Origin of the sequence: Pseudomonas sp. ICMP 460 (genome assembly GCF_002723595.1) — a bacterium.
Taxonomy (GTDB): Bacteria; Pseudomonadota; Gammaproteobacteria; order Pseudomonadales; family Pseudomonadaceae; genus Aquipseudomonas; species Aquipseudomonas kitaguniensis.
In genome coordinates this window covers 54,774-72,566 of the sequence record NZ_LKBR01000025.1, presented here as the reverse complement: position 1 = coordinate 72,566, position 17,793 = coordinate 54,774, and the positions used below count along the sequence as shown (strand labels likewise).

Here is a 17,793-nt window from a genome sequence, read left to right as displayed (position 1 = left end):
CGCTGCTCTGATCCGCATTAACCAACAGTTGTTCCTCCGCCGCCGAGACCTGTACGCGCGTGGCGATAAATACCGCGAAAGCCACGAACCTGCGGTTGAAGCGTTCAGTCGAGAAACGCATAAAGTGCAACAGACGCGTGACCGCTTGGCCACGTTGCGCTATGAGAAGGTGACCGCTGCGAACGTCTACGGCCTGTTTTCAGAAGACGCGGAAGCACTCGCAGACAGCCTGCTGCGCTGGCAGGCTCACGCGGAAAATACGCGGGCAGAACAACTGGCCATGGCGCCCGCCGCCATCGTAAGCGACCAGGAATTTATGGCCTCACTGTCCGGCTATACCCCCGGCGCGCCGTACACGTTTGATATTGATTCGATCTTTCCCGGGACGTCCTGAAGAACCGCAAAAAAAACCCTCGTCACCGAGGGCTTTTCATTACGCGTTGCAACCACTCAATCAGAGTTTACCGGCACCGGCCTTGGCCTTGACGTCGGCGGCTACTTTGTTTGCCGCAAGCGGCGAGTAGCTGTAAGGCGGGGTCCAGCCGATGCTCGAATTCCACGAGCAGGTGAGGGCGCTGCCATTCAGCGTCGAGCCTTGATCGCGGTAAACGCTGCCACCGTAGTCGCCGGCAATTTTGTCGCAGCCGCTGATGCCGCTGATCTCGAACGCGTTTTTCTCGGAGAAGATTTTCGAGTTCTTGCCTACACCATGCGCGTACGAGAATGGATAGACTTTGTCGCCGGTGCTGCCCACATGGTAGTTGTTGTACAGGTGCACCTGGCCGAAGCGCACGCGCGGGGCGCGGGCCGAGATGTTCTCGAACAGGCTGTTGTGGATCGTCACCTTGAGCTTGCCATCATCGGTGGTGCGGCTGTCGCTCGAACCGATCAGGTTGTTCTTTTCGTGGGATTTGAACGCCGTGTACGAAATGGTCACGTAGTTGGCGCCGTTCTTCACGTCCAGCGCGCCGTCGTGGTGCTGTTTAGGTCGGCCGTTAGCGGCGCCGTTTTGCGCGTCGGTGCGGCGGCCGTCGGCGAAGGTGACATGGTCAACCCACACGTTATTGGCGCCTTCGATGGTCAAGCCATCGTATTCCGAGTTCCAGTTACCGGCGCTGCCATCGTTCGCGTCCCAGATTGGCTCCGGGTCCCAAGGGTTCTCGATGGTGATATTACGGATGATCACGTCGTTTTCTTTGGCGTAAAAGAAGCCTTCGCGGATTTCGGCGTTGCTGCTGGTGCCGACGATGGTGGTCTTGCCGGGAATATCCAGGCGGGCACGTTTTTTCATGTCCGCAGTGGTGGTGTAAGCCTTGCCTTCGCTGACGTCGATCACACCCGTGATCTTGATGATGCGACCGTTAGAGCCCACCGATGCACTCAGTGCGTTTTTCAACTCGGCGGCGTTTTTTACCGTGTAGATGTTATTCGCCGCTGCTCTGGAACCGCCTTTGGTGCCGCCGTTTTGAGTGGCCCAGCCCGTGGTCGCGGAATCCAGCCAAATGTCGGCGGCGTGTACAGGCAGGCTGCTTAGCACCAGGGCGCCGAGAATGGCGCTGGCCAGTTTGCAAGCGGTGAAGGTTGATGGCTTTGTCATGAATAATCAGATCCTTGATTAACTTGAGTTTTTAAATGCGCACGTCGTTGCGCATTTCTCGAGCGGACGTCCTTGTCATCGTTGCAGCGAATCGAACGTCCGCTGCAGGCGAAATACTATCATGTGCACCTACGTTGTCGTACAACCTATGCGCTATGATGTGCGCTCTTCCGCAAACCGAGAATTTTGTTCTTGACGGACAAACCGAACGTCCAAACCACTGTTCGCCGCCGGCATCGAAGCCTCGCCGAAGAGTTGGTCACCGAGCTTTCCCGACGCATTTGTACCGGCGAACTTGCGCGTGCAACCAAGCTGCCTACGGAAACCCAGGTGATGGCAGAGCACGGTGTGAGTCGCACGGTGGTGCGTGAGGCGATATCGCGTCTGCAAGCCTCGGGCCTGGTCGAAACCCGCCATGGCATCGGCACCTTTGTACGGGATATTCCGAGCCCCAGCGGGTTTCGCATCGACCCCAAAACGATTGTCACCTTGCAGGACGTGCTTGCGGTACTCGAGCTGCGCATCAGCCTCGAAGTTGAAGCCGCAGGCCTGGCCTGCCTGGGGCGCACCGATGCGCAACTGCAAGTGATGCGCGACTCGCTGGACGCGCTCAACTCTCGCGCGGTGAGTGCCGATTACGCCGTGTCGGCAGACTTCCAGTTCCATCAGCAAATCGCGTTGGCCACCGGCAATCGCTACTTCACCGACATCATGTTGCACCTTGGGGTGAACATTTTGCCGCGTACACGCTTGCACTCAAAGCGCCTGGTCAAGGACAACGAGGAACCTTACCTTGAGCGTTTGAGCCGCGAGCATGAAGACATCTTCAAGGCGATTGCGCGGCGTGATGCCGACGCCGCCCGCGCTGCGATGCGCCTGCACCTGTCCAACAGCCGCGAGCGCATGCGTCGTGCGTATGAAGCTGCCGCCGCCGAAGCGCTCAACGGCTGAGGTGGGTTCACGGCGAGCGCGGCGCCTCTTCAAACGGTCCGGCCGCGGTGAAAGCGCCGCCCTGTAGCAGGCTGCCGGGCTCATCTGCGGCAGGCTGCGGTAGTTGCTCGACCTTGGCACGAAACGCTTCGGCACTGTCCTGCGGCGCGAAGCCCAAATGGGCCGCTTGGCGATTACTCCACCAGCGCTGCTTATTATTTGAAACGCCATACACCACGCTGTGCCCGACACCTTCGGCCAACAGCGCACGGGCGACCAAGTGATCGAGGTCTGCGTAACTCAGCCACGTCGACAGCATCCGGCGGTTGCGTGGCTCCGGGAACGACGAGCCGATGCGCAGGCTCACGGTTTCAATCCCATAGCGATCATAGTAGAACGCCGCCAAGTCTTCGCCGTAAGCCTTGGAGAGGGCGTAGTAGCCGTCCGGGCGCCGCTGTGAATGCGCGTCCAGTTCAACCTCTTGCGGGTAGAAACCGGTGACGTGGTTGGAGCTGGCAAACACGACGCGCTTGACCCCCTTTTGCCGGGCAGCTTCATAAATATGGTACGTGCCGCGAATATTCGCCTCTAGAATTTCTTCGAACGGCCGCTCGACTGAAATCCCGCCGAAATGCACGATCGCGTCCACGTCGTTTACCAGTGCGGCCACGGCGGCCTTGTCGGCCAGGTCGCAGTTGATCACTTCCTCGTGCGCGCCACGGCTCGGCGCCATTGGGCTGATGTCCGAAGCGCGCACGATCTGCGCATGCGCCTGCAGGGTTTCGCGCAGCACCTGGCCCAGGCCGCCAGCGGCGCCGGTGAGCAAAATGCGCCGGTAAGGTGTGTGCGAGAGCGGTTGCGTGGTCATGTTCAGGTCTTCCTTTGAGCGCTGAATGAACGGGGTGTGGAGCAGGGCGCTTGCCTGTCGAGCGGTGCGCGTTTGCCAGGCAAGTCGCCTGCGGCCTTACATGAAGTTGTATTGAACACCCAGGCGCCAGCGCGCCTGACGGTCTTCGGAGGTGGCGTTGACTTTCACATCACCAATCTCCATGAACGGTGCCCATTGCTTGTTGAGTTTGTATTTGACGATCAGGTTCTGTTCGTAATCGCTCTTCTTGTTGTCGTAGCGGATGTAGTCAGTCTTGAAGTAGATGAACTGGTATTCGTACGCCCATTTACTCGCCGGCGTGTAGCCCAGCCAACCTTCCGCGCGGTGCGTGGTCTGGTCATCCTTGAAGTGGTCGGGCATGTCTTTGTTGACCTGGTCGCGGTCGAGTTTCCTCGCGTCCAGGCGATAGCGCGTGGCGACGTAGAAGGCGTCGTTGATTTTGTAGCTGTACTTGAGGCCGAACTTGTAGGTGGTCGAGTCTTTCGAGCTGTCCATCTGGAACGCTGGCGTCAACGTCGATTGCGCGCTGAGCACGTAGTTGTAGCTGACGGTGAACTCGTGCCCGTTGTTGATCATGTTGTCGTAGGCGACGTCTTTGCGGTCCCCGGCCGTGCGGTATTTCATTTCTGCTTCAAAACCCAATCCACTGTCCAGCCGATAGTTAAGCTTGATTCGATCAGCGTGGGCGCTGTCGTCTTCGGTGTACTGGTGGCGGTAGTTGATGCTGGCGGAGTCGGCGCTGACACAGAACGGCAGGCCAAGCGCCACGACAGTAACGAGCGTGCGTAGGTGAGTATTCATACGGTCTTCTTTTTTGTTTTTGTTAGGGTCGTTTGATAGTTGCTACGGCAGTGCCTTGTTGCGTCAGGTTCTCATCCAAGGCGCTGATATACGTTATCGTACGACAAGATGACTCGTCTACGGCTTAACCCTTATTTTGAAACATTTTGAAATGTATATGTCCCGTAAATAGGGGTTAATAGCCAAACAAGTGATTGCTCAGTCGTCTTTAAATACGGGGCTTTGAGTGGTTTTTGATGGGGAATGGGCAGGAGTACGCGGCGGTTATTGGGTCTTTTCAAGTGTTGTACGATGACTTATGCTCGGTACAACAGGCGATATTTCCCGTCATAAATCCAATAAAAAGGCTAACGACGTCCATGAGAATCACAGCGGTCAACGTGCAAGTGTTTTCCTACCCGACCCGACGCGCAGTCGACAGCGCCGGCCATGCTCACCCCGGTGATGTCAGCCAGGCGCAGATGGCGTTGCTGCGCATCCAGACTGAAGACGGTCAAGAGGGTTATGCCTTGGGTGCCCCCGAACTGATCCGCCCGTATGTGCTGGATGGTTTTGTGCGCAAGGTGCTGGTCGGGCAGAACGCGTTTGATCGCGAAAAAATCTGGCACGACCTCGCGCATTGGCAACGTGGCAGTGCCAGCCAATTGACCGACCGCGCATTGGCGCTGGTCGAGCAAGCATTGTGGGATTGGGCTGGGCGCAAATTCGGCGTGCCGGTGCACAAGCTGATCGGTGGTTTTCGCGACAAAGTGCCGGCGTATGGCTCGACCATGTGTGGCGATGAACTGCCCGGCGGCCTGGCAACCCCGGAAGACTACGGCCGGTTTGCCGAGACGCTGGTGCAGCGCGGCTACAAGGCAATCAAGCTGCACACGTGGATGCCGCCGGTGTCGTTCGCGCCCAGCCCGCGCATCGACGTCAAGGCCTGCGCCGCAGTGCGCGAAGCGGTGGGGCCGGACATTGCGCTGATGCTTGACGGTTACCATTGGTACAGCCGCACCGACGCGCTGTACATCGGGCGTGAACTGCAGAAGCTCGACTTCACCTGGTTCGAAGAGCCGATGATGGAAGAGTCCGCCGAGTCCTACGCCTGGCTCGCGGGCCAGTTGGACATCCCGGTGCTGGGCCCGGAAACCCTCTCCGGCAAACACCTGAGCCGCGCCAGTTGGGTCAAGCACGATGTGTGCGACATCCTGCGCGCCGGTGTGGCGGGTGTCGGTGGTATCGGGCCGTGCCTGAAGGTCGCACACCTGGCCGAATCGTTTGGCATGGACTGCGAAATCCACGGCAACGGCGCCGCCAACCTTGCCGTGGTCGGCGCTATTAAAAACTGCACCTGGTATGAGCGTGGTTTGCTGCACCCGTATCTGGACTACGACGAAGTGCCGGCCTACCTCAAGCGCCTGGTCGACCCGATGGACAGCGACGGTTTTGTGCACTTGTCCGATTTGCCCGGCCTGGGTGAAGAGATCGACTTCAACTTCATCGAGACCAATACGCTTAAAAGCTTCTGACGTGTACACGGGCAGTCCGGCAAACGCCGGGCTGTCCACGCCCTATAAATATAAGAAAGGCACACTCGCTATGCGCATTTTCCCTTCGCTGTGGGCGCGGGTACTGGTGGCCGCGCTGACGGTTACCGCAGTCCCTGCGACCTTTGCCAAAACCCCGGCCGATCAACTGATCGTCGGCATGAGCATGATCAACCTGTTGTCGCTGGACCCGGCGGCCGCCACCGGGCTGGATGTGTCCGAGATCAATGCCAACCTGTATGACCTGCTGCTGGTGCAGGACGTGGCTGAGCCGGACCGCTTGGTGCCGGCGTTGGCTGAGCGCTGGGAGGTCAGTGATGACCGCAAAACCCTGACCTTCAACCTGCGCGCCGGGGTTAAGTTTCAGTCTGGTAATGACTTGAGCTCCGATGACGTTGCGTGGTCGCTGCAACGCGTACTCAAACTCAACCTGGCGCTGGCCTCGACGTGGAAGGCCTACGGTTTTACGGCTGAAAACGCCGAGCGTTTGATGCGCGCCACAGACGCCCAGACCTTCGTGATCGAACTGCCACGGCCGACCGACCCACTGCTGGTGCTGAATACCCTGGCGACCTCGCCGAGCGCGTTTATTCTCGACCGCAAAAAAGTTCTCGAACACCAGAAAAACCAGGACATGGGCGCCGCCTGGCTGGTGACTCACGCGGCCGGCAGTGGCGCGTTTGTGCTGAATGACTGGCGCGCCAACGACGTGATTCTGATGAACCGTTTCGACGGTTATTGGGCGGGCCCGGCCAAGCTCAAGCGCATCGTCATGCGCAACATGACCGAGTCGCAATCGTTGCGCCTGATGATCGAGCGCGGCGACCTCGACATCGCCAAGGGCATGTCTGCGCCAGACATCGAAGCGCTGCAAAAAAGCCCCTCGGTGCGCACGCAAACCTTGCAGCGCGGCACCCTGTATTACGTGGCGCTGAGTGTGAAGCAGCCGATGTTTGCCGATGCGCGCGTGCGCAAGGCCGTGCGTTCGCTGATCGATTACCAAGGCATCAACCACACCGTGATGCCGCATTACGGCGTGCTCAATCAACGGCCATTGCCGTTGGGCTTGCCGGCGCGCCTGCCGGACCCTGGTTACACGCTCAACGTTGAGCAGGCCAAAGCCTGGCTGGCCGAAGCCGGTTACCCGAACGGTTTCAAGACCACCATCCGCGTGTTGGCCGAACCGCCTTTTATCAATATTGCCTCGAACTTGCAGTCGACCCTGGCGCAGGCCGGCATCCAGGCCAGCATCATCACCGGCACCGGTAACCAGATTTACGGCGCGATGCGCGAGCGCAGCTTCGACATCATCGTCGGGCGCGGCGGTGGCGGGGCGGAGCGCCATCCGCATTCGAGCCTGCGCACGCTGGTGTACAACCCGGACAACCGCGATGAAGCCAAGCTGACTAACTTTCAAGGCTGGCGCACGTCGTTCTACAGCCCCGAACTGAACCAGTTGATCGAACGCGCCGAGGTCGAGCCGGACTCTGCCAAACAGCTGGCCCAGTACCGCGAAATCCAGGAGCAGGTCGATCAGCAAGTCGGCGCGATCTTGCCCGTCTCGCAGATGACCGACACCGTGGTGGTGTACGCCGACGTCGCCGATTTTCAGGGCCACACGGCGGCGACCACGCGCTACAAAGACGTCTACAAGAAGCGCTGACCGACTTATCAGGAGCTCACTATGTTTGTTATGACTGCCTCTGTCATGGGCGCTCGCGCTTCCACTACGCTGCGCCGCACCGGCACGGTGCTGGTGACGTTGCTGGGCCTGCTGGCGCTGACGTTTATCATCGGCCGCGTCATGCCGTTGGACCCGGTGCTGGCCGTGGTCGGGCCGGACGCCGACAGTTCCACTTACGACCAGGTGTATCGGTCGATGGGGTTGGACAAGCCGATCTGGACCCAATTCGGGCTTTACCTCAACGACCTGCTCCACGGCAACTTCGGCAACGCGCTGTTGACCGGCCACCCGGTGCTTGACGACATTTTGCGGGTGTTCCCGGCGACCATCGAACTGGCCACCCTGGCGATTTTGTTTGGCGTGCTGATCGGCCTGCCGCTGGGCGTGTGTGCCGCCAGCAACCAGGGGCGACTGGGTGATCACGTGGCACGCGTGATCACTTTGTTCGGCTACTCAACGCCGATCTTCTGGCTGGGCATGATGGGCTTGCTGGTGTTCTACGCCTGGCTCGGCTGGGCGGGCGGAGCAGGGCGCATCGACCTCGCTTACGACGGCATGGTGCCCGAGGTCACGGGCTTGTTGCTGGTCGACACGACCTTGGCGCGTGACTGGGAGGCGTTTGCCAGCGCGTTGCGCCACATCGTCCTGCCGGCATTGATTCTTGGCCTGAACTCGGTGGCGTACATCAGCCGGATGACGCGCAGTTTCATGCTTGAGCAACTGTCCCAGGAATACATCATCACGGCGCGGGTCAAGGGCCTTTCGCGGCGCCAAGTGGTGTGGGGGCACGCGTTTCGCAACATCCTTGTGCAGCTGCTGACCGTGGTTGCGCTGGCCTACGGCTCGTTGCTGGAGGGCGCGGTGCTGATCGAAACGGTGTTCGCCTGGCCGGGTTTCGGCCAATACCTGACCAGCAGCCTGATGCTCGGTGACATGAACGCGGTGATGGGCTGCGTGCTGGTGATCGGTTTGATTTTTGTCGCGCTCAACCTGATCAGCGACGCCTTGTACAAGGTGTTCGACCCACGCACGCGTTAAGCCGCACGGCTGCCGCCGTACCGATAAAACTATAAAAACAAGGATTTTTTCATGAAGACTGGATTTTCGACGCTGCACGCCGGCCTGTTGGCGGCGATGCTCGCCCTTGGGCCGATGCCGCTGGCCCATGCCAAAACCCCGGCCGACCAATTGATCGTCGGCATGAGCATGGTCAACCTGTTTTCCATCGACCCGGCCAACGCGCCGGGCCTGGATGCGTCGGGCGTGAATGCCAACCTCTACGACACGCTGATCAAGCGTGACCAGGGCAACCCGGAAAAACATCTGCCGCAGTTGGCCGAGCGCTGGGAGATCAGCGAGGACGGCAAGCAGGTGACATTTCATCTGCGCCAGGACGTCAAGTTCCACTCGGGTAACCCGTTGACCGCCGAAGACGTGGCGTGGTCGTTGTACCGCGTGATGAAACTCAACTTCGGTCTGGCCACCACCTGGAAAGCCTATGGTTACAGCGTCGAAAATATCCAGTCGCTGATCCGCGCCACCGATACGCATACGCTGGTCATCGACCTGCCGCAGACCCTGGACCCGTTGCTGTTGGTGGACTCCCTGGCGATCTCGCCCAGTGCGGTCGTGGTGGATCGCAAAACCGCGCTGGCGCATGAAAAAAATGCTGACCTCGGCGCCGCTTGGCTGGTCACCAACGAGGCGGGCAGCGGCCCGTTTGTGCTGACCAAATGGACGGCGAATGACTCGCTGCTGTTGACCCGTTTCGACGGCTATTGGGGCGGCGCGGCCAAGCTCAAGCGCGTCGTCGTGCGGCACATGACCGAATCGCAATCGCTGCGGCTGATGCTTGAACGCGGCGACCTTGACCTCGCCTACGGCATGGCAGCGCCGGACATTCGTGCCCTCGACGGCAAGCAAAACATTCAGGTGCAATCGTTGCCACGCGGCACGATGTACTACGTTGCGATGAGCATGAAGCAAGCGCAATTTGCCCAGCCCAAAGTGCGCGAAGCAGTGCGTAACCTGATCGACTACAAGGGCCTGGACACCCAGGTAATGCCGTACTACGGCACGCTCAACCAGCGGCCAATGCAGTTGGGCCTGGCCGCTCGCCTGCCGGACCCTGGCTATCAGATGGATGTTGCACAGGCGAAAAAGCTGCTGGCCGAGGCGGGTTACCCCGACGGTTTCAGCACCACCATTCGCACACTCTCGGAACCGCCGTTTATTGACATTGCCGCGCGCCTGCAAGCGACGCTGGCGGAGGGCGGGATTAAGGCCAGCATCGTCACCGGCACCGGCAACCAGGTGTACGGCGCGATGCGTGCGCGCAATTTCGAGATCATCGTGGCAAGGGGCGCCGAGCGTTACCCGCACCCATATTTCAGCCTGCGCACGTTCGCCTACAACCCCAACAACAATGACGACGCCGGCTTGCCGAACTTTCAGGGTTGGCGTGCCTCGTTTTTCAGCCCGCCACTTAACCGCCTGATAGATCAGGCGGGCGCTGAGCGCGACTCCGCGCAGCGGATCAGCCTGTATCACCAGGCGCAGGCGCTCTACGACGAGCAAGTGGCGCCGATCCTGATGATCTCGCAGATGACCGACACCGTGGTCAGCGCCGCCGACGTCAAGGGGTTCATCGGAGACGATGCCGAAGCCACGCGTTATCTGGGCGTCTACAAGCAGCGTTGAGTTGGGCCAGGCCCGCCTGGCAATCCTGATTTCACACAGAGAAGATGCTTATGAATGCCAATCTGTCTTCGATTGAATCCACGGCCAAGCGCCCGGTGGATCATTCCCCGGGTTCCAGCTTTGATGCCTTGTGCAAGAGCGGCCTGCGGATTTTGCGGCACCTGTTGCGTAACCCGATGACCTTGGCCGGCCTGCTGGTTGCGCTGCTGTTGGTGGTGGTGGCGACCTTTGCGCCCTGGATCGCCACGCATGATCCGGTCGCGCAAAACCTTGCCAATGCGCTGCAGGCGCCGGGCGCCGCACACTGGTTCGGCACCGATGAATATGGCCGCGATATTTTCAGCCGGTTGGTCTACGGCTCGCGCATCACGCTGTACATCATCGCGCTGGTAACGGTGATCGTCGGCCCGATCGGGCTGTTTATCGGCACGGTGTCGGGCTACTTCGGCGGCGTTGTCGACACCGTGTTCATGCGCTTGACCGACATCTTCATTTCGTTTCCCAGCCTGGTGCTGGCGCTGGCGTTCATCGCCGCCCTGGGGCCTGGCCTGGAACACGCGGTGGTCGCCATTGCGTTGACCTCCTGGCCTCCGATTGCGCGGTTGGCGCGGGCCGAAACCTTGTCGCTGCGTAACGCCGACTTTGTGGTGGCCGTGGAGCTGCAAGGCGCGACGCCGGCGCGGATCATCCTGCGGCACATTGTGCCGATGTGCATGTCTTCTGTGATCATCCGCCTGACCATGAACATGGCCGGGATCATCCTCACCGCCGCCGCCCTGGGCTTTCTCGGGCTGGGCGCGCAGGCGCCGCTGCCGGAGTGGGGCGCGATGATTTCGACCGGCCGCCGCTACATGCTCGAATGCTGGTGGCTGGTGGCAGTACCGGGCGCGGCGATCATGTTGGTCAGCCTGGCCTTCAACCTGTTGGGCGATGGCCTGCGGGACATCCTTGATCCGCGCAGCGAATAACCGGAGGAAGACCTTATGTCCGCGATCAAATTAAATGTTGAAGGGCTTAACGTGCGCTTCGTCAGTGGCCAGAAAGAAACCCATGCCGTGCGCGACGTGTCGTTTACCCTGGGCCGCGAAAAGCTCGCGATTGTCGGTGAGTCCGGCTCGGGCAAATCCACCGTTGGCCGCAGCCTGCTCAAGCTGCACCCGCCGAGTGCCAGAATCACCGCCAAAAGCATGGCGTTTGGCGAGGTCGACCTGCTCTCGGCGAGTGAAAAGGCCATGCAAAAAATACGCGGCCAGCGCATTTCGACGATCATGCAAGACCCCAAGTACTCGCTGAACCCGGTGGTCAAGGTCGGCGATCAGATCGCCGAAGCGTACCTGGCCCACCACAAGGCCAGCCGCAGCGATGCGCGCGAGCGCGTTCTGCAGATGCTGGAGCAAGTACACATCCGTGACCCTAAGCGCGTCTACAACCTGTACCCGCACGAGGTCTCGGGTGGCATGGGCCAGCGCATCATGATTGCGATGATGGTGATTACCCGCCCTGAAGTGATCATTGCCGACGAGCCCACGTCGGCGCTGGACGTGTCGGTGCGCCAGCAAGTGCTCAACGTGCTGGAAGAATTGGTGGAACAACAGCAAATGGGCCTGATTTTTGTCAGTCACGACCTCAACCTGGTGCGTAACTACTGCGACCGCGTGCTGGTGATGTACGCAGGCAGGGTGGTCGAGTCGCTGGCCGCCTGCGACCTGCAATACGCCGAACACCCTTACACCCGTGGCCTGTTGGCCGCGCTGCCGAGTATGGATAACCGCCGCGTGCACTTGCCGGTGCTCAAGCGCGACCCCGTCTGGCTGAACCACTGAGGAATCAAGCATGCCCATGATCCAAGCACACGCCTTGAACCTGAGCTTCGGCACAGGCCTTGCCATCAACCAAGTGCTGCACGACGTCAGCCTGAGCGTTGCCGACGGCGAATCGTTCGGCCTGGTGGGCGAGTCCGGTTCGGGCAAAACCACCGTGCTGCGCTGCCTGGCCGGGCAATACCGGCACTGGAGCGGCGAGCTGAGCATTGCCGGCGCGCCACTGCAGCACAAGATTCCCAAGGAGCACTTTCGCAAGGTGCAAATGGTTTTTCAGGACCCGTACGGCTCGCTGCACCCGCGGCACACCATCGACACCGCCTTGCGCGAGCCGCTGATTATTCACGGCGTAGGCGACAAGGACGACCGTATCAACGAGATGCTGCTGAAGGTTGGCCTGAACGACAGTTTTCGTTTTCGCTACCCGCACCAGTTGTCCGGCGGCCAACGTCAGCGAGTGGCCATCGCCCGTGCGTTGATCCTTGAGCCACGCGTGCTGTTGCTCGATGAGCCGACCTCGGCGCTGGATGTGTCGGTACAGGCCGAGATTCTCAACCTGCTGATGGACCTGCGTCAGCGCGAGAAACTCACCTATTTACTGGTCACGCATGACTTGGGGGTGGTCACGCACCTGTGCGACCGGGTGGCGGTGATGCAGCACGGTAAAATCGTTGATTTGCTCGACAGCCAGGCGCTGAGCCAGAACCTGGCCGAGCACGACTACACGCGCATGCTGGTGCAGGCCAGCCGTGATTTCAGCCAGGAATCCGAGCGGCGCCGGGCGAGTTAAAGGGAGGTCGGTATGACCATTGGCACACACAAGGAGAACAACATGCCGCAAAAAAGCAGGTCGCAAAAAAACAGCCCGCAAAGTAGATCGCCGCGTCGCGCGCTGGCCCTCGTCGCGCTCGCGTGCAGCCCGCTGTCGTGGGCACTGCAAGCGCCGGCGAAGGTGCAGGTGCCGACGCTGGCGTTTGACGATCAGCAAATCATTCTGGTCTGGGAAAAGCCCGCCGAACATGCCGACATCAAGGACTACCGGGTGTACGCCAACGGCACGCTGCTGGGCAGCGCTAACGCCAACAACGACCAGGTTTCGCCCGCCAAACCCTACATCGACCAGTTCTACCGGCAAGACACCGCGAACTTCCATTACCGCGTCGGCATTCACAGCTACACCGCACAGGGCCTGAAGCCCGACACGGCCTATCGCTTTACCGTGCGTTCGGTGGACAGCAGCGGCAAAGAGTCGGCAGACAGCGCGCCAGTGCTGCAGCGCACCACACCATCGCCGGCACTGTTTGACGTAAAAACCTATGGCGCCAAGGGCGATGGCAACCACCTCGATACCCTGGCGATTCAGAGCGCGATTGATGCCTGCACCGTCGGCTGCAAGGTCTTGCTGCCCAAGGGCACCTACAAAAGCGGCGCGCTCTACCTCAAAAGCAACATGACCCTGGAGATCGCCGCAGGCGCGACCCTGCTTGGTTCCGAGCGCGCTGAAGATTACCCGCTGGCGGGTTACATTCAATATCCATATTCGACCACGGTGCGCCCGGCCTCGCTGATCAATGCATTGCCGCGCGATCCGCGTCAGCACCAGACGTTCGAAAACATCCGCATCGTCGGCAAGGGCACCCTCGACGGTAACGGCTGGAAGCGTAAAGCCGATGCCGTGGATGAGCGTGGTCAGCCCTTGCCGGTGTATGTGGCGAGCGACAATACGCGCTATCTGCAAGACGGCATTCTGGCCAAGGCACAAGTGCAGCAAGCGGTGGCGCGCGGCATGAATGTCAAGGATGCCTACGGGCAAATGCGCTCGTCGCTGATCACTTTGCGCAACGTCAAAAACGTGTTTTACGGCGGTTTCACGGTGGTGAACCCGGCGTACCACGGCATCATGAATCTTGAGACCGAAGACGTGGTGCTGGCCAACACCCGGCACACAACCTACGACGCTAACAACGGCGATGGCATTGAGTTCGCCAACAGCAAAGGCGCGATGGTCTTCAATAACCTCTTCGATACCGGCGATGACTGCGTGAATTTTGCTGCGGGCACCGGCGCTGACGCGGTGCATCAGCCGCCGCAGGAACAGGCGTGGATCTTCAATAATTACTTCCGCAAGGGCCACGGGATGGTGGTTGCCGGCAGCCACACTGGCGCGTGGATCCAGAATATTCTGGCCGAAGACAACGTGTCTGACGGCACGGATGCTGGCTTGCGCATGAAAAGCACCCATTTTATGGGCGGCGGGGCGCGCAACGTGACGTTCCGCGACTCGGCCATTCGCAACACGGTCAAGCAGGCGTTCATTTTCACCCTGGACTACAACGACCCCAACGCCAAACTGGATTACCAACGCTCGACGATTGCCGGGCAGTTCAAGGACATCCGCGTGAACAACGTCAGCGTCGAAAATGCCCACGGCAGTGCGATTGAGGTCAAGGGCGACAGCCTGCACAACGCCTACCACGAGGGCCTGGTTTTCGAGGATGTGCGTTTGCGTGGCGCTGCCGGTGCGCGTATCGACGGCTTGAAAGACTCACACTTCGAGCGCGTGGTGTTCAGCCAGCAGGGCGCTGCCAACCCCTGGCAGATCAGCGGGAGTTCGGGGCTGAGCTTCAAGGACGTGCAACCCGCGCCGTAATGCGCCGATGGCAATGCCTTAGTCGCATTTTGTTACGAAACAGTGACAGCGAAATGCGCTGCTGTGACGGCAAAACGGGACAAAAACAGGGGTTGCCATTCAATTTTCATAAAAACGTAACAAATCTACTGCAAGGTTCGGGAGCCCGTAATCACAAGGAGTTCCCTTTAATGAAAAGCTTGATGAAGTCTGCAGCACTCGCCGTCACAGTTTCTCTTTGTGCCTCCTCGCTGACTTTCGCAGCCGAGAGCGTCCGTCTGACAGGCTCCGGTGCCAGCTTTCCGGCACCGATCTACCTCACTTGGTTCAAGGATTTCAGCAAGAAAACCGCGGGTGTCACTGTGGACTATCAATCCAAGGGCAGCGGCGCGGGTGTACAGGACTTCCTCAACAAAACCGTCGATTTCGCCGCCAGTGACTCGGCAATGAAAGAAGAAGACATGGCCAAGGTGGCCGAAGGCGTGCAACTGCTGCCGATGACCGCGGGTGAAATCGTGCTGGCCTACAACCTGCCGGGCAACCCTAAAGGCTTGAAGCTGCCGCGTGACGTGTACTCGAACATCTTCCTGGGCAAGATCACCAAGTGGAACGACCCGCAAATCGTCGCTGCCAACCCGGACCTGAAACTCACCGATACGCCGATCACGGTTGTCGTGCGTGCCGACTCGAGCGGTACTACCGCGGTATTCACCAAGCACTTGGCAGCGATCAACGCCGAGTTCCAGTCGTCCTTGGGCGAGGGCAACACGGTTAACTGGCCAGCCAGTGACAAGTTCATCAAGTCGCCGAAAAACGATGGCGTGACCGCCACCGTACGCCAGACCCCAGGCGCGATTGGCTACATCGAGTACGGTTTCGCCAAACTGGCCAAGGTTGATTTCGCCCAGTTGCAGAACAAAGCCGGTCACTACGTGGTACCCAACGCAGAAAGCGGTGCTGAAGCCCTGGCTGCGGTGAAAATGCCGGAAAGCCTGGTGGCCTGGCTGCCGGACCCGGACGGTGCCAAGTCGTACCCGATCACTTCCTACACCTGGATGATCTTCCGCAAAGACAACGGCAACCCGGCCAAGGCCAAAGCCATGCGTGAAATGGTTGAGTACAGCCTGACCGAAGGGCAAAAAATCGCCGACTCGATGGGCTACATCCCACTGCCGCAATCGGTTGTCGATCAAGTTCGCAAAGCCTCCGCGAACATCAAGTAACACGCGTCAGGCCTTCCTCGGTGTGCGCGGTCAGGCATGCCGGGGGAGTTTCCCCCCCGTTCCGGAATTAGCCAATGAACCCACCTTTTGTCGTACCGGTTAACCCGGATTCTGCCTGCCGGCCACCCTCTACGAAGGATTTTCTGGTTGATCGCACCTTCCGTGCGCTTGCGCGAATCGGCGTGGTTCTAATTCTGGCGTTGGTCTTTGCCTTGGTGTTCGAGGTGGGACGCAAGGCCCTTCCAGGCATGGAAAAACACGGTTTTGATGTAGTGTTCGGTAGCGTCTGGGACGTTAACCAGGGCAAGTACGGCATTCTGCCGGCCATTTGGGGCACGCTTTACAGCGCCCTGATCGCGTTGCTGATTGCAGGCTTTTTCGGCGTCAGCATGGCGATTTTTCTGACTCAGGATTTCCTCCCCGCAAAACTCGCAGCGGTGTTTCGCACCATCGTCGAGTTGCTCGCCGCCATCCCCAGCGTGGTGTATGGCTTGTGGGGCATTTACGTGGTGATCCCGGCGATTCGCCCGCTCACCGCGTGGTTGAACAGCGAACTGGGCTGGATACCTTTTTTCGGCACCTCCCTCAGCGGGCCGGGGCTGCTGCCGGCGGCGCTGGTACTGGCGATCATGATTCTGCCGACCATTGCCGCGGTTTCCCAGGACGCCTTGACGGGCGTACCGATGAAAACCAAGCAGGCCGCTTACGGCATGGGCACCACGCATTGGGAAGCGATTCTCAAGGTGATGGTGCCGTCTGCCGCCACCGGTATTTTCGGCTCGCTGGTGCTTGGCCTTGGCCGTGCGCTGGGCGAAACCATGGCGCTGGCCATGCTGGTGGGCAACGCGAACAATATTTCGCTTTCGCTGTTCGCCCCGGCCAACACGCTGGCAGCCTTGCTGGCGCTGAACTTCCCGGAAGCCGGGCCGAATGAAATCGAAGTGTTGATGTACGCCGCGCTGGTGCTGATGTTCATCACGCTGCTGGTGAATGTCATCGGCTCCATGATCATGGTCTATGCCCAACGTGGGAATAAATGATGACTGACATCACGCCCTCCGCCAACAACCTGGCGTCGCCTGCTGGGGCTTTGCCCAGCCTGCAGCGCAAGTTCGAAGGCCGCGCCTTGCGCAGCCTGCTGCTGACCACGCTGGTATGGGCTGGCGCTGTACTCGCCAGCGTGCCGTTGATTTCCGTGCTGTACATGCTGATCACCCGCGGCGGGGCGCGCTTGAGCCTTGAGGTGTTCACCGAATTGCCACCGACCGGTTTCGAGACGGGCGGCGGCTTCGGCAACGCGATGGCCGGCACGTTCGTGATGGTCGGTATCGCCGCTGCTATCGCGGTTCCGGTCGGCATCATGGCCGCGATCTTCCTGGCTGAACTGGGCCCGGACAGCAAGCTGGGCAGCGCTGCACGCTTCGCCGCCAAGATGCTCACGGGCCTGCCTTCGATCCTCGCCGGGGTATTCGCCTACGCGCTGGTGGTGATGACCACCGGTACGTACTCGGCACCGGCTGGCGGCGTGGCACTCGCGGTATTGATGCTGCCCATCGTCGTGCTGACCGCTGAAGAGGCGATGCGCATGGTGCCCAAGGTCATGAAGGACGCGGCCTACGGCATGGGCTGCACGCGCTCGCAGGTGATCTGGAAGATCATCTTGCCGACCGGCATGCCGGCGATCCTCACCGGCGTGATGCTCGCCGTGGCACGTGCCGCGGGCGAAACCGCACCGTTGTTGTTTACCGCGCTGTTCAGCAACTACTGGATATACCACGACGGCAGCCTGGCGGTGATGAACCCGACGGCATCGCTTGCGGTATTGATTTACAACTTTTCCGGCATGCCCTTCGACAATCAGCTTGAACTCGCCTGGGCGGCCTCGCTGGTGCTGGTGATGATTGTGCTGGTGGTGAACATTGTCAGCCGTATTTTCGGCAAGCCCAAGTATTAAAAACGGGAGCATCTGAATTTTGAACGTATCAACT

The 17,793-nt window shown here is 60.0% G+C and carries 15 protein-coding genes and 1 pseudogene; 13 read left to right on the top strand and 3 right to left on the bottom strand.

The window, feature by feature from the left end; translation table 11 throughout:
• Window positions 1-394, top strand: a pseudogene (locus tag AO240_RS28555) (lipase family protein); the annotation flags it as partial.
• Window positions 395-454: 60 nt separating this feature from the next.
• Here AO240_RS28555 and AO240_RS18300 read toward each other — a convergent pair.
• Window positions 455-1,597, bottom strand: a complete 1,143-nt coding sequence (locus tag AO240_RS18300) for a polysaccharide lyase family 1 protein (RefSeq protein ID WP_099238078.1) — start codon at window positions 1,595-1,597, stop codon at window positions 455-457.
• A 192-nt stretch (window positions 1,598-1,789) separates the two neighbouring features.
• On the opposite strand from AO240_RS18300, the gene AO240_RS18295 reads away from it, so the two are divergent.
• Window positions 1,790-2,548, top strand: a complete 759-nt coding sequence (locus AO240_RS18295; RefSeq protein ID WP_099238086.1) for a FadR/GntR family transcriptional regulator — start codon at window positions 1,790-1,792, stop codon at window positions 2,546-2,548.
• 7 nt (window positions 2,549-2,555) lie between these two features.
• On the opposite strand, the gene AO240_RS18290 is transcribed toward AO240_RS18295, so the two are convergent.
• Together AO240_RS18290 and AO240_RS18285 are read right to left on the bottom strand one after the other, a co-directional pair.
• On the bottom strand, window positions 2,556-3,395 hold the full coding sequence (locus AO240_RS18290) for an NAD(P)-dependent oxidoreductase (protein ID WP_099238076.1): 840 nt from the start codon (window positions 3,393-3,395) through the stop codon (window positions 2,556-2,558).
• A 96-nt stretch (window positions 3,396-3,491) separates the two neighbouring features.
• Complete coding sequence (locus tag AO240_RS18285) at window positions 3,492-4,217, bottom strand: oligogalacturonate-specific porin KdgM family protein (protein ID WP_058411613.1); 726 nt, start codon at window positions 4,215-4,217, stop codon at window positions 3,492-3,494.
• A 359-nt stretch (window positions 4,218-4,576) separates the two neighbouring features.
• Here AO240_RS18285 and AO240_RS18280 point away from each other — a divergent pair, with 359 nt between their 5' ends.
• The 11 genes from AO240_RS18280 (at window position 4,577) to pstA (ending at window position 17,759) form a co-directional block, all read left to right on the top strand.
• Complete coding sequence (locus AO240_RS18280; protein ID WP_099238074.1) at window positions 4,577-5,731, top strand: mandelate racemase family protein; 1,155 nt, start codon at window positions 4,577-4,579, stop codon at window positions 5,729-5,731.
• 70 nt (window positions 5,732-5,801) lie between these two features.
• Window positions 5,802-7,412, top strand: a complete 1,611-nt coding sequence (locus AO240_RS18275; protein WP_099238072.1) for an ABC transporter substrate-binding protein — start codon at window positions 5,802-5,804, stop codon at window positions 7,410-7,412.
• A gap of 21 nt (window positions 7,413-7,433) precedes the next feature.
• Window positions 7,434-8,471 carry an ABC transporter permease gene (locus AO240_RS18270; RefSeq protein WP_099238070.1) on the top strand — a complete coding sequence of 346 codons (1,038 nt, stop codon included), beginning with the start codon at window positions 7,434-7,436 and terminating at the stop codon, window positions 8,469-8,471.
• A 51-nt stretch (window positions 8,472-8,522) separates the two neighbouring features.
• Window positions 8,523-10,133, top strand: coding sequence for an ABC transporter substrate-binding protein (locus AO240_RS18265; protein WP_099238068.1), 1,611 nt, complete (start codon window positions 8,523-8,525; stop codon window positions 10,131-10,133).
• A gap of 50 nt (window positions 10,134-10,183) precedes the next feature.
• A complete protein-coding gene (locus AO240_RS18260; RefSeq protein ID WP_099238066.1) occupies window positions 10,184-11,101 on the top strand; it encodes an ABC transporter permease in 918 nt (305 codons plus the stop codon).
• A 15-nt stretch (window positions 11,102-11,116) separates the two neighbouring features.
• Entirely contained in the window at window positions 11,117-11,956 is an 840-nt protein-coding gene (locus AO240_RS18255; protein ID WP_099238064.1) for an ABC transporter ATP-binding protein, read from the top strand.
• A 10-nt stretch (window positions 11,957-11,966) separates the two neighbouring features.
• On the top strand, window positions 11,967-12,743 hold the full coding sequence (locus AO240_RS18250) for an ABC transporter ATP-binding protein (RefSeq protein ID WP_099238062.1): 777 nt from the start codon (window positions 11,967-11,969) through the stop codon (window positions 12,741-12,743).
• 42 nt (window positions 12,744-12,785) lie between these two features.
• A complete protein-coding gene (locus AO240_RS18245) occupies window positions 12,786-14,603 on the top strand; it encodes a glycoside hydrolase family 28 protein (protein ID WP_099238084.1) in 1,818 nt (605 codons plus the stop codon).
• Window positions 14,604-14,773: 170 nt separating this feature from the next.
• The gene (gene pstS, locus AO240_RS18240) at window positions 14,774-15,805 is read left to right on the top strand and encodes a phosphate ABC transporter substrate-binding protein PstS (RefSeq protein WP_058411606.1); all 1,032 of its coding nucleotides are present in this window, start codon (window positions 14,774-14,776) and stop codon (window positions 15,803-15,805) included.
• Between the two features lie 74 nt (window positions 15,806-15,879).
• Window positions 15,880-16,845, top strand: a complete 966-nt coding sequence (gene pstC / locus AO240_RS18235) for a phosphate ABC transporter permease subunit PstC (RefSeq protein ID WP_099238060.1) — start codon at window positions 15,880-15,882, stop codon at window positions 16,843-16,845.
• A complete protein-coding gene (gene pstA / locus AO240_RS18230) occupies window positions 16,845-17,759 on the top strand; it encodes a phosphate ABC transporter permease PstA (protein WP_058411604.1) in 915 nt (304 codons plus the stop codon). The genes pstC and pstA overlap by 1 nt, the downstream gene beginning before the upstream one ends.
• Window positions 17,760-17,793: the final 34 nt, after the last annotated feature.

Coding starts and splice junctions, on each gene's coding strand:
- pstS (WP_058411606.1), top strand. CDS start 14,774: ATGAAAAGCTTGATGAAGTCTGCAGCACTCGCCGTCACAGTTTCTCTT.
- AO240_RS18260 (WP_099238066.1), top strand. CDS start 10,184: ATGAATGCCAATCTGTCTTCGATTGAATCCACGGCCAAGCGCCCGGTG.
- AO240_RS18255 (WP_099238064.1), top strand. CDS start 11,117: ATGTCCGCGATCAAATTAAATGTTGAAGGGCTTAACGTGCGCTTCGTC.
- AO240_RS18290 (WP_099238076.1), bottom strand. CDS start 3,395: ATGACCACGCAACCGCTCTCGCACACACCTTACCGGCGCATTTTGCTC.
- AO240_RS18275 (WP_099238072.1), top strand. CDS start 5,802: ATGCGCATTTTCCCTTCGCTGTGGGCGCGGGTACTGGTGGCCGCGCTG.
- pstA (WP_058411604.1), top strand. CDS start 16,845: ATGACTGACATCACGCCCTCCGCCAACAACCTGGCGTCGCCTGCTGGG.
- AO240_RS18245 (WP_099238084.1), top strand. CDS start 12,786: ATGCCGCAAAAAAGCAGGTCGCAAAAAAACAGCCCGCAAAGTAGATCG.
- AO240_RS18280 (WP_099238074.1), top strand. CDS start 4,577: ATGAGAATCACAGCGGTCAACGTGCAAGTGTTTTCCTACCCGACCCGA.
- pstC (WP_099238060.1), top strand. CDS start 15,880: ATGAACCCACCTTTTGTCGTACCGGTTAACCCGGATTCTGCCTGCCGG.
- AO240_RS18270 (WP_099238070.1), top strand. CDS start 7,434: ATGTTTGTTATGACTGCCTCTGTCATGGGCGCTCGCGCTTCCACTACG.
- AO240_RS18250 (WP_099238062.1), top strand. CDS start 11,967: ATGCCCATGATCCAAGCACACGCCTTGAACCTGAGCTTCGGCACAGGC.
- AO240_RS18300 (WP_099238078.1), bottom strand. CDS start 1,597: ATGACAAAGCCATCAACCTTCACCGCTTGCAAACTGGCCAGCGCCATT.
- AO240_RS18285 (WP_058411613.1), bottom strand. CDS start 4,217: ATGAATACTCACCTACGCACGCTCGTTACTGTCGTGGCGCTTGGCCTG.
- AO240_RS18265 (WP_099238068.1), top strand. CDS start 8,523: ATGAAGACTGGATTTTCGACGCTGCACGCCGGCCTGTTGGCGGCGATG.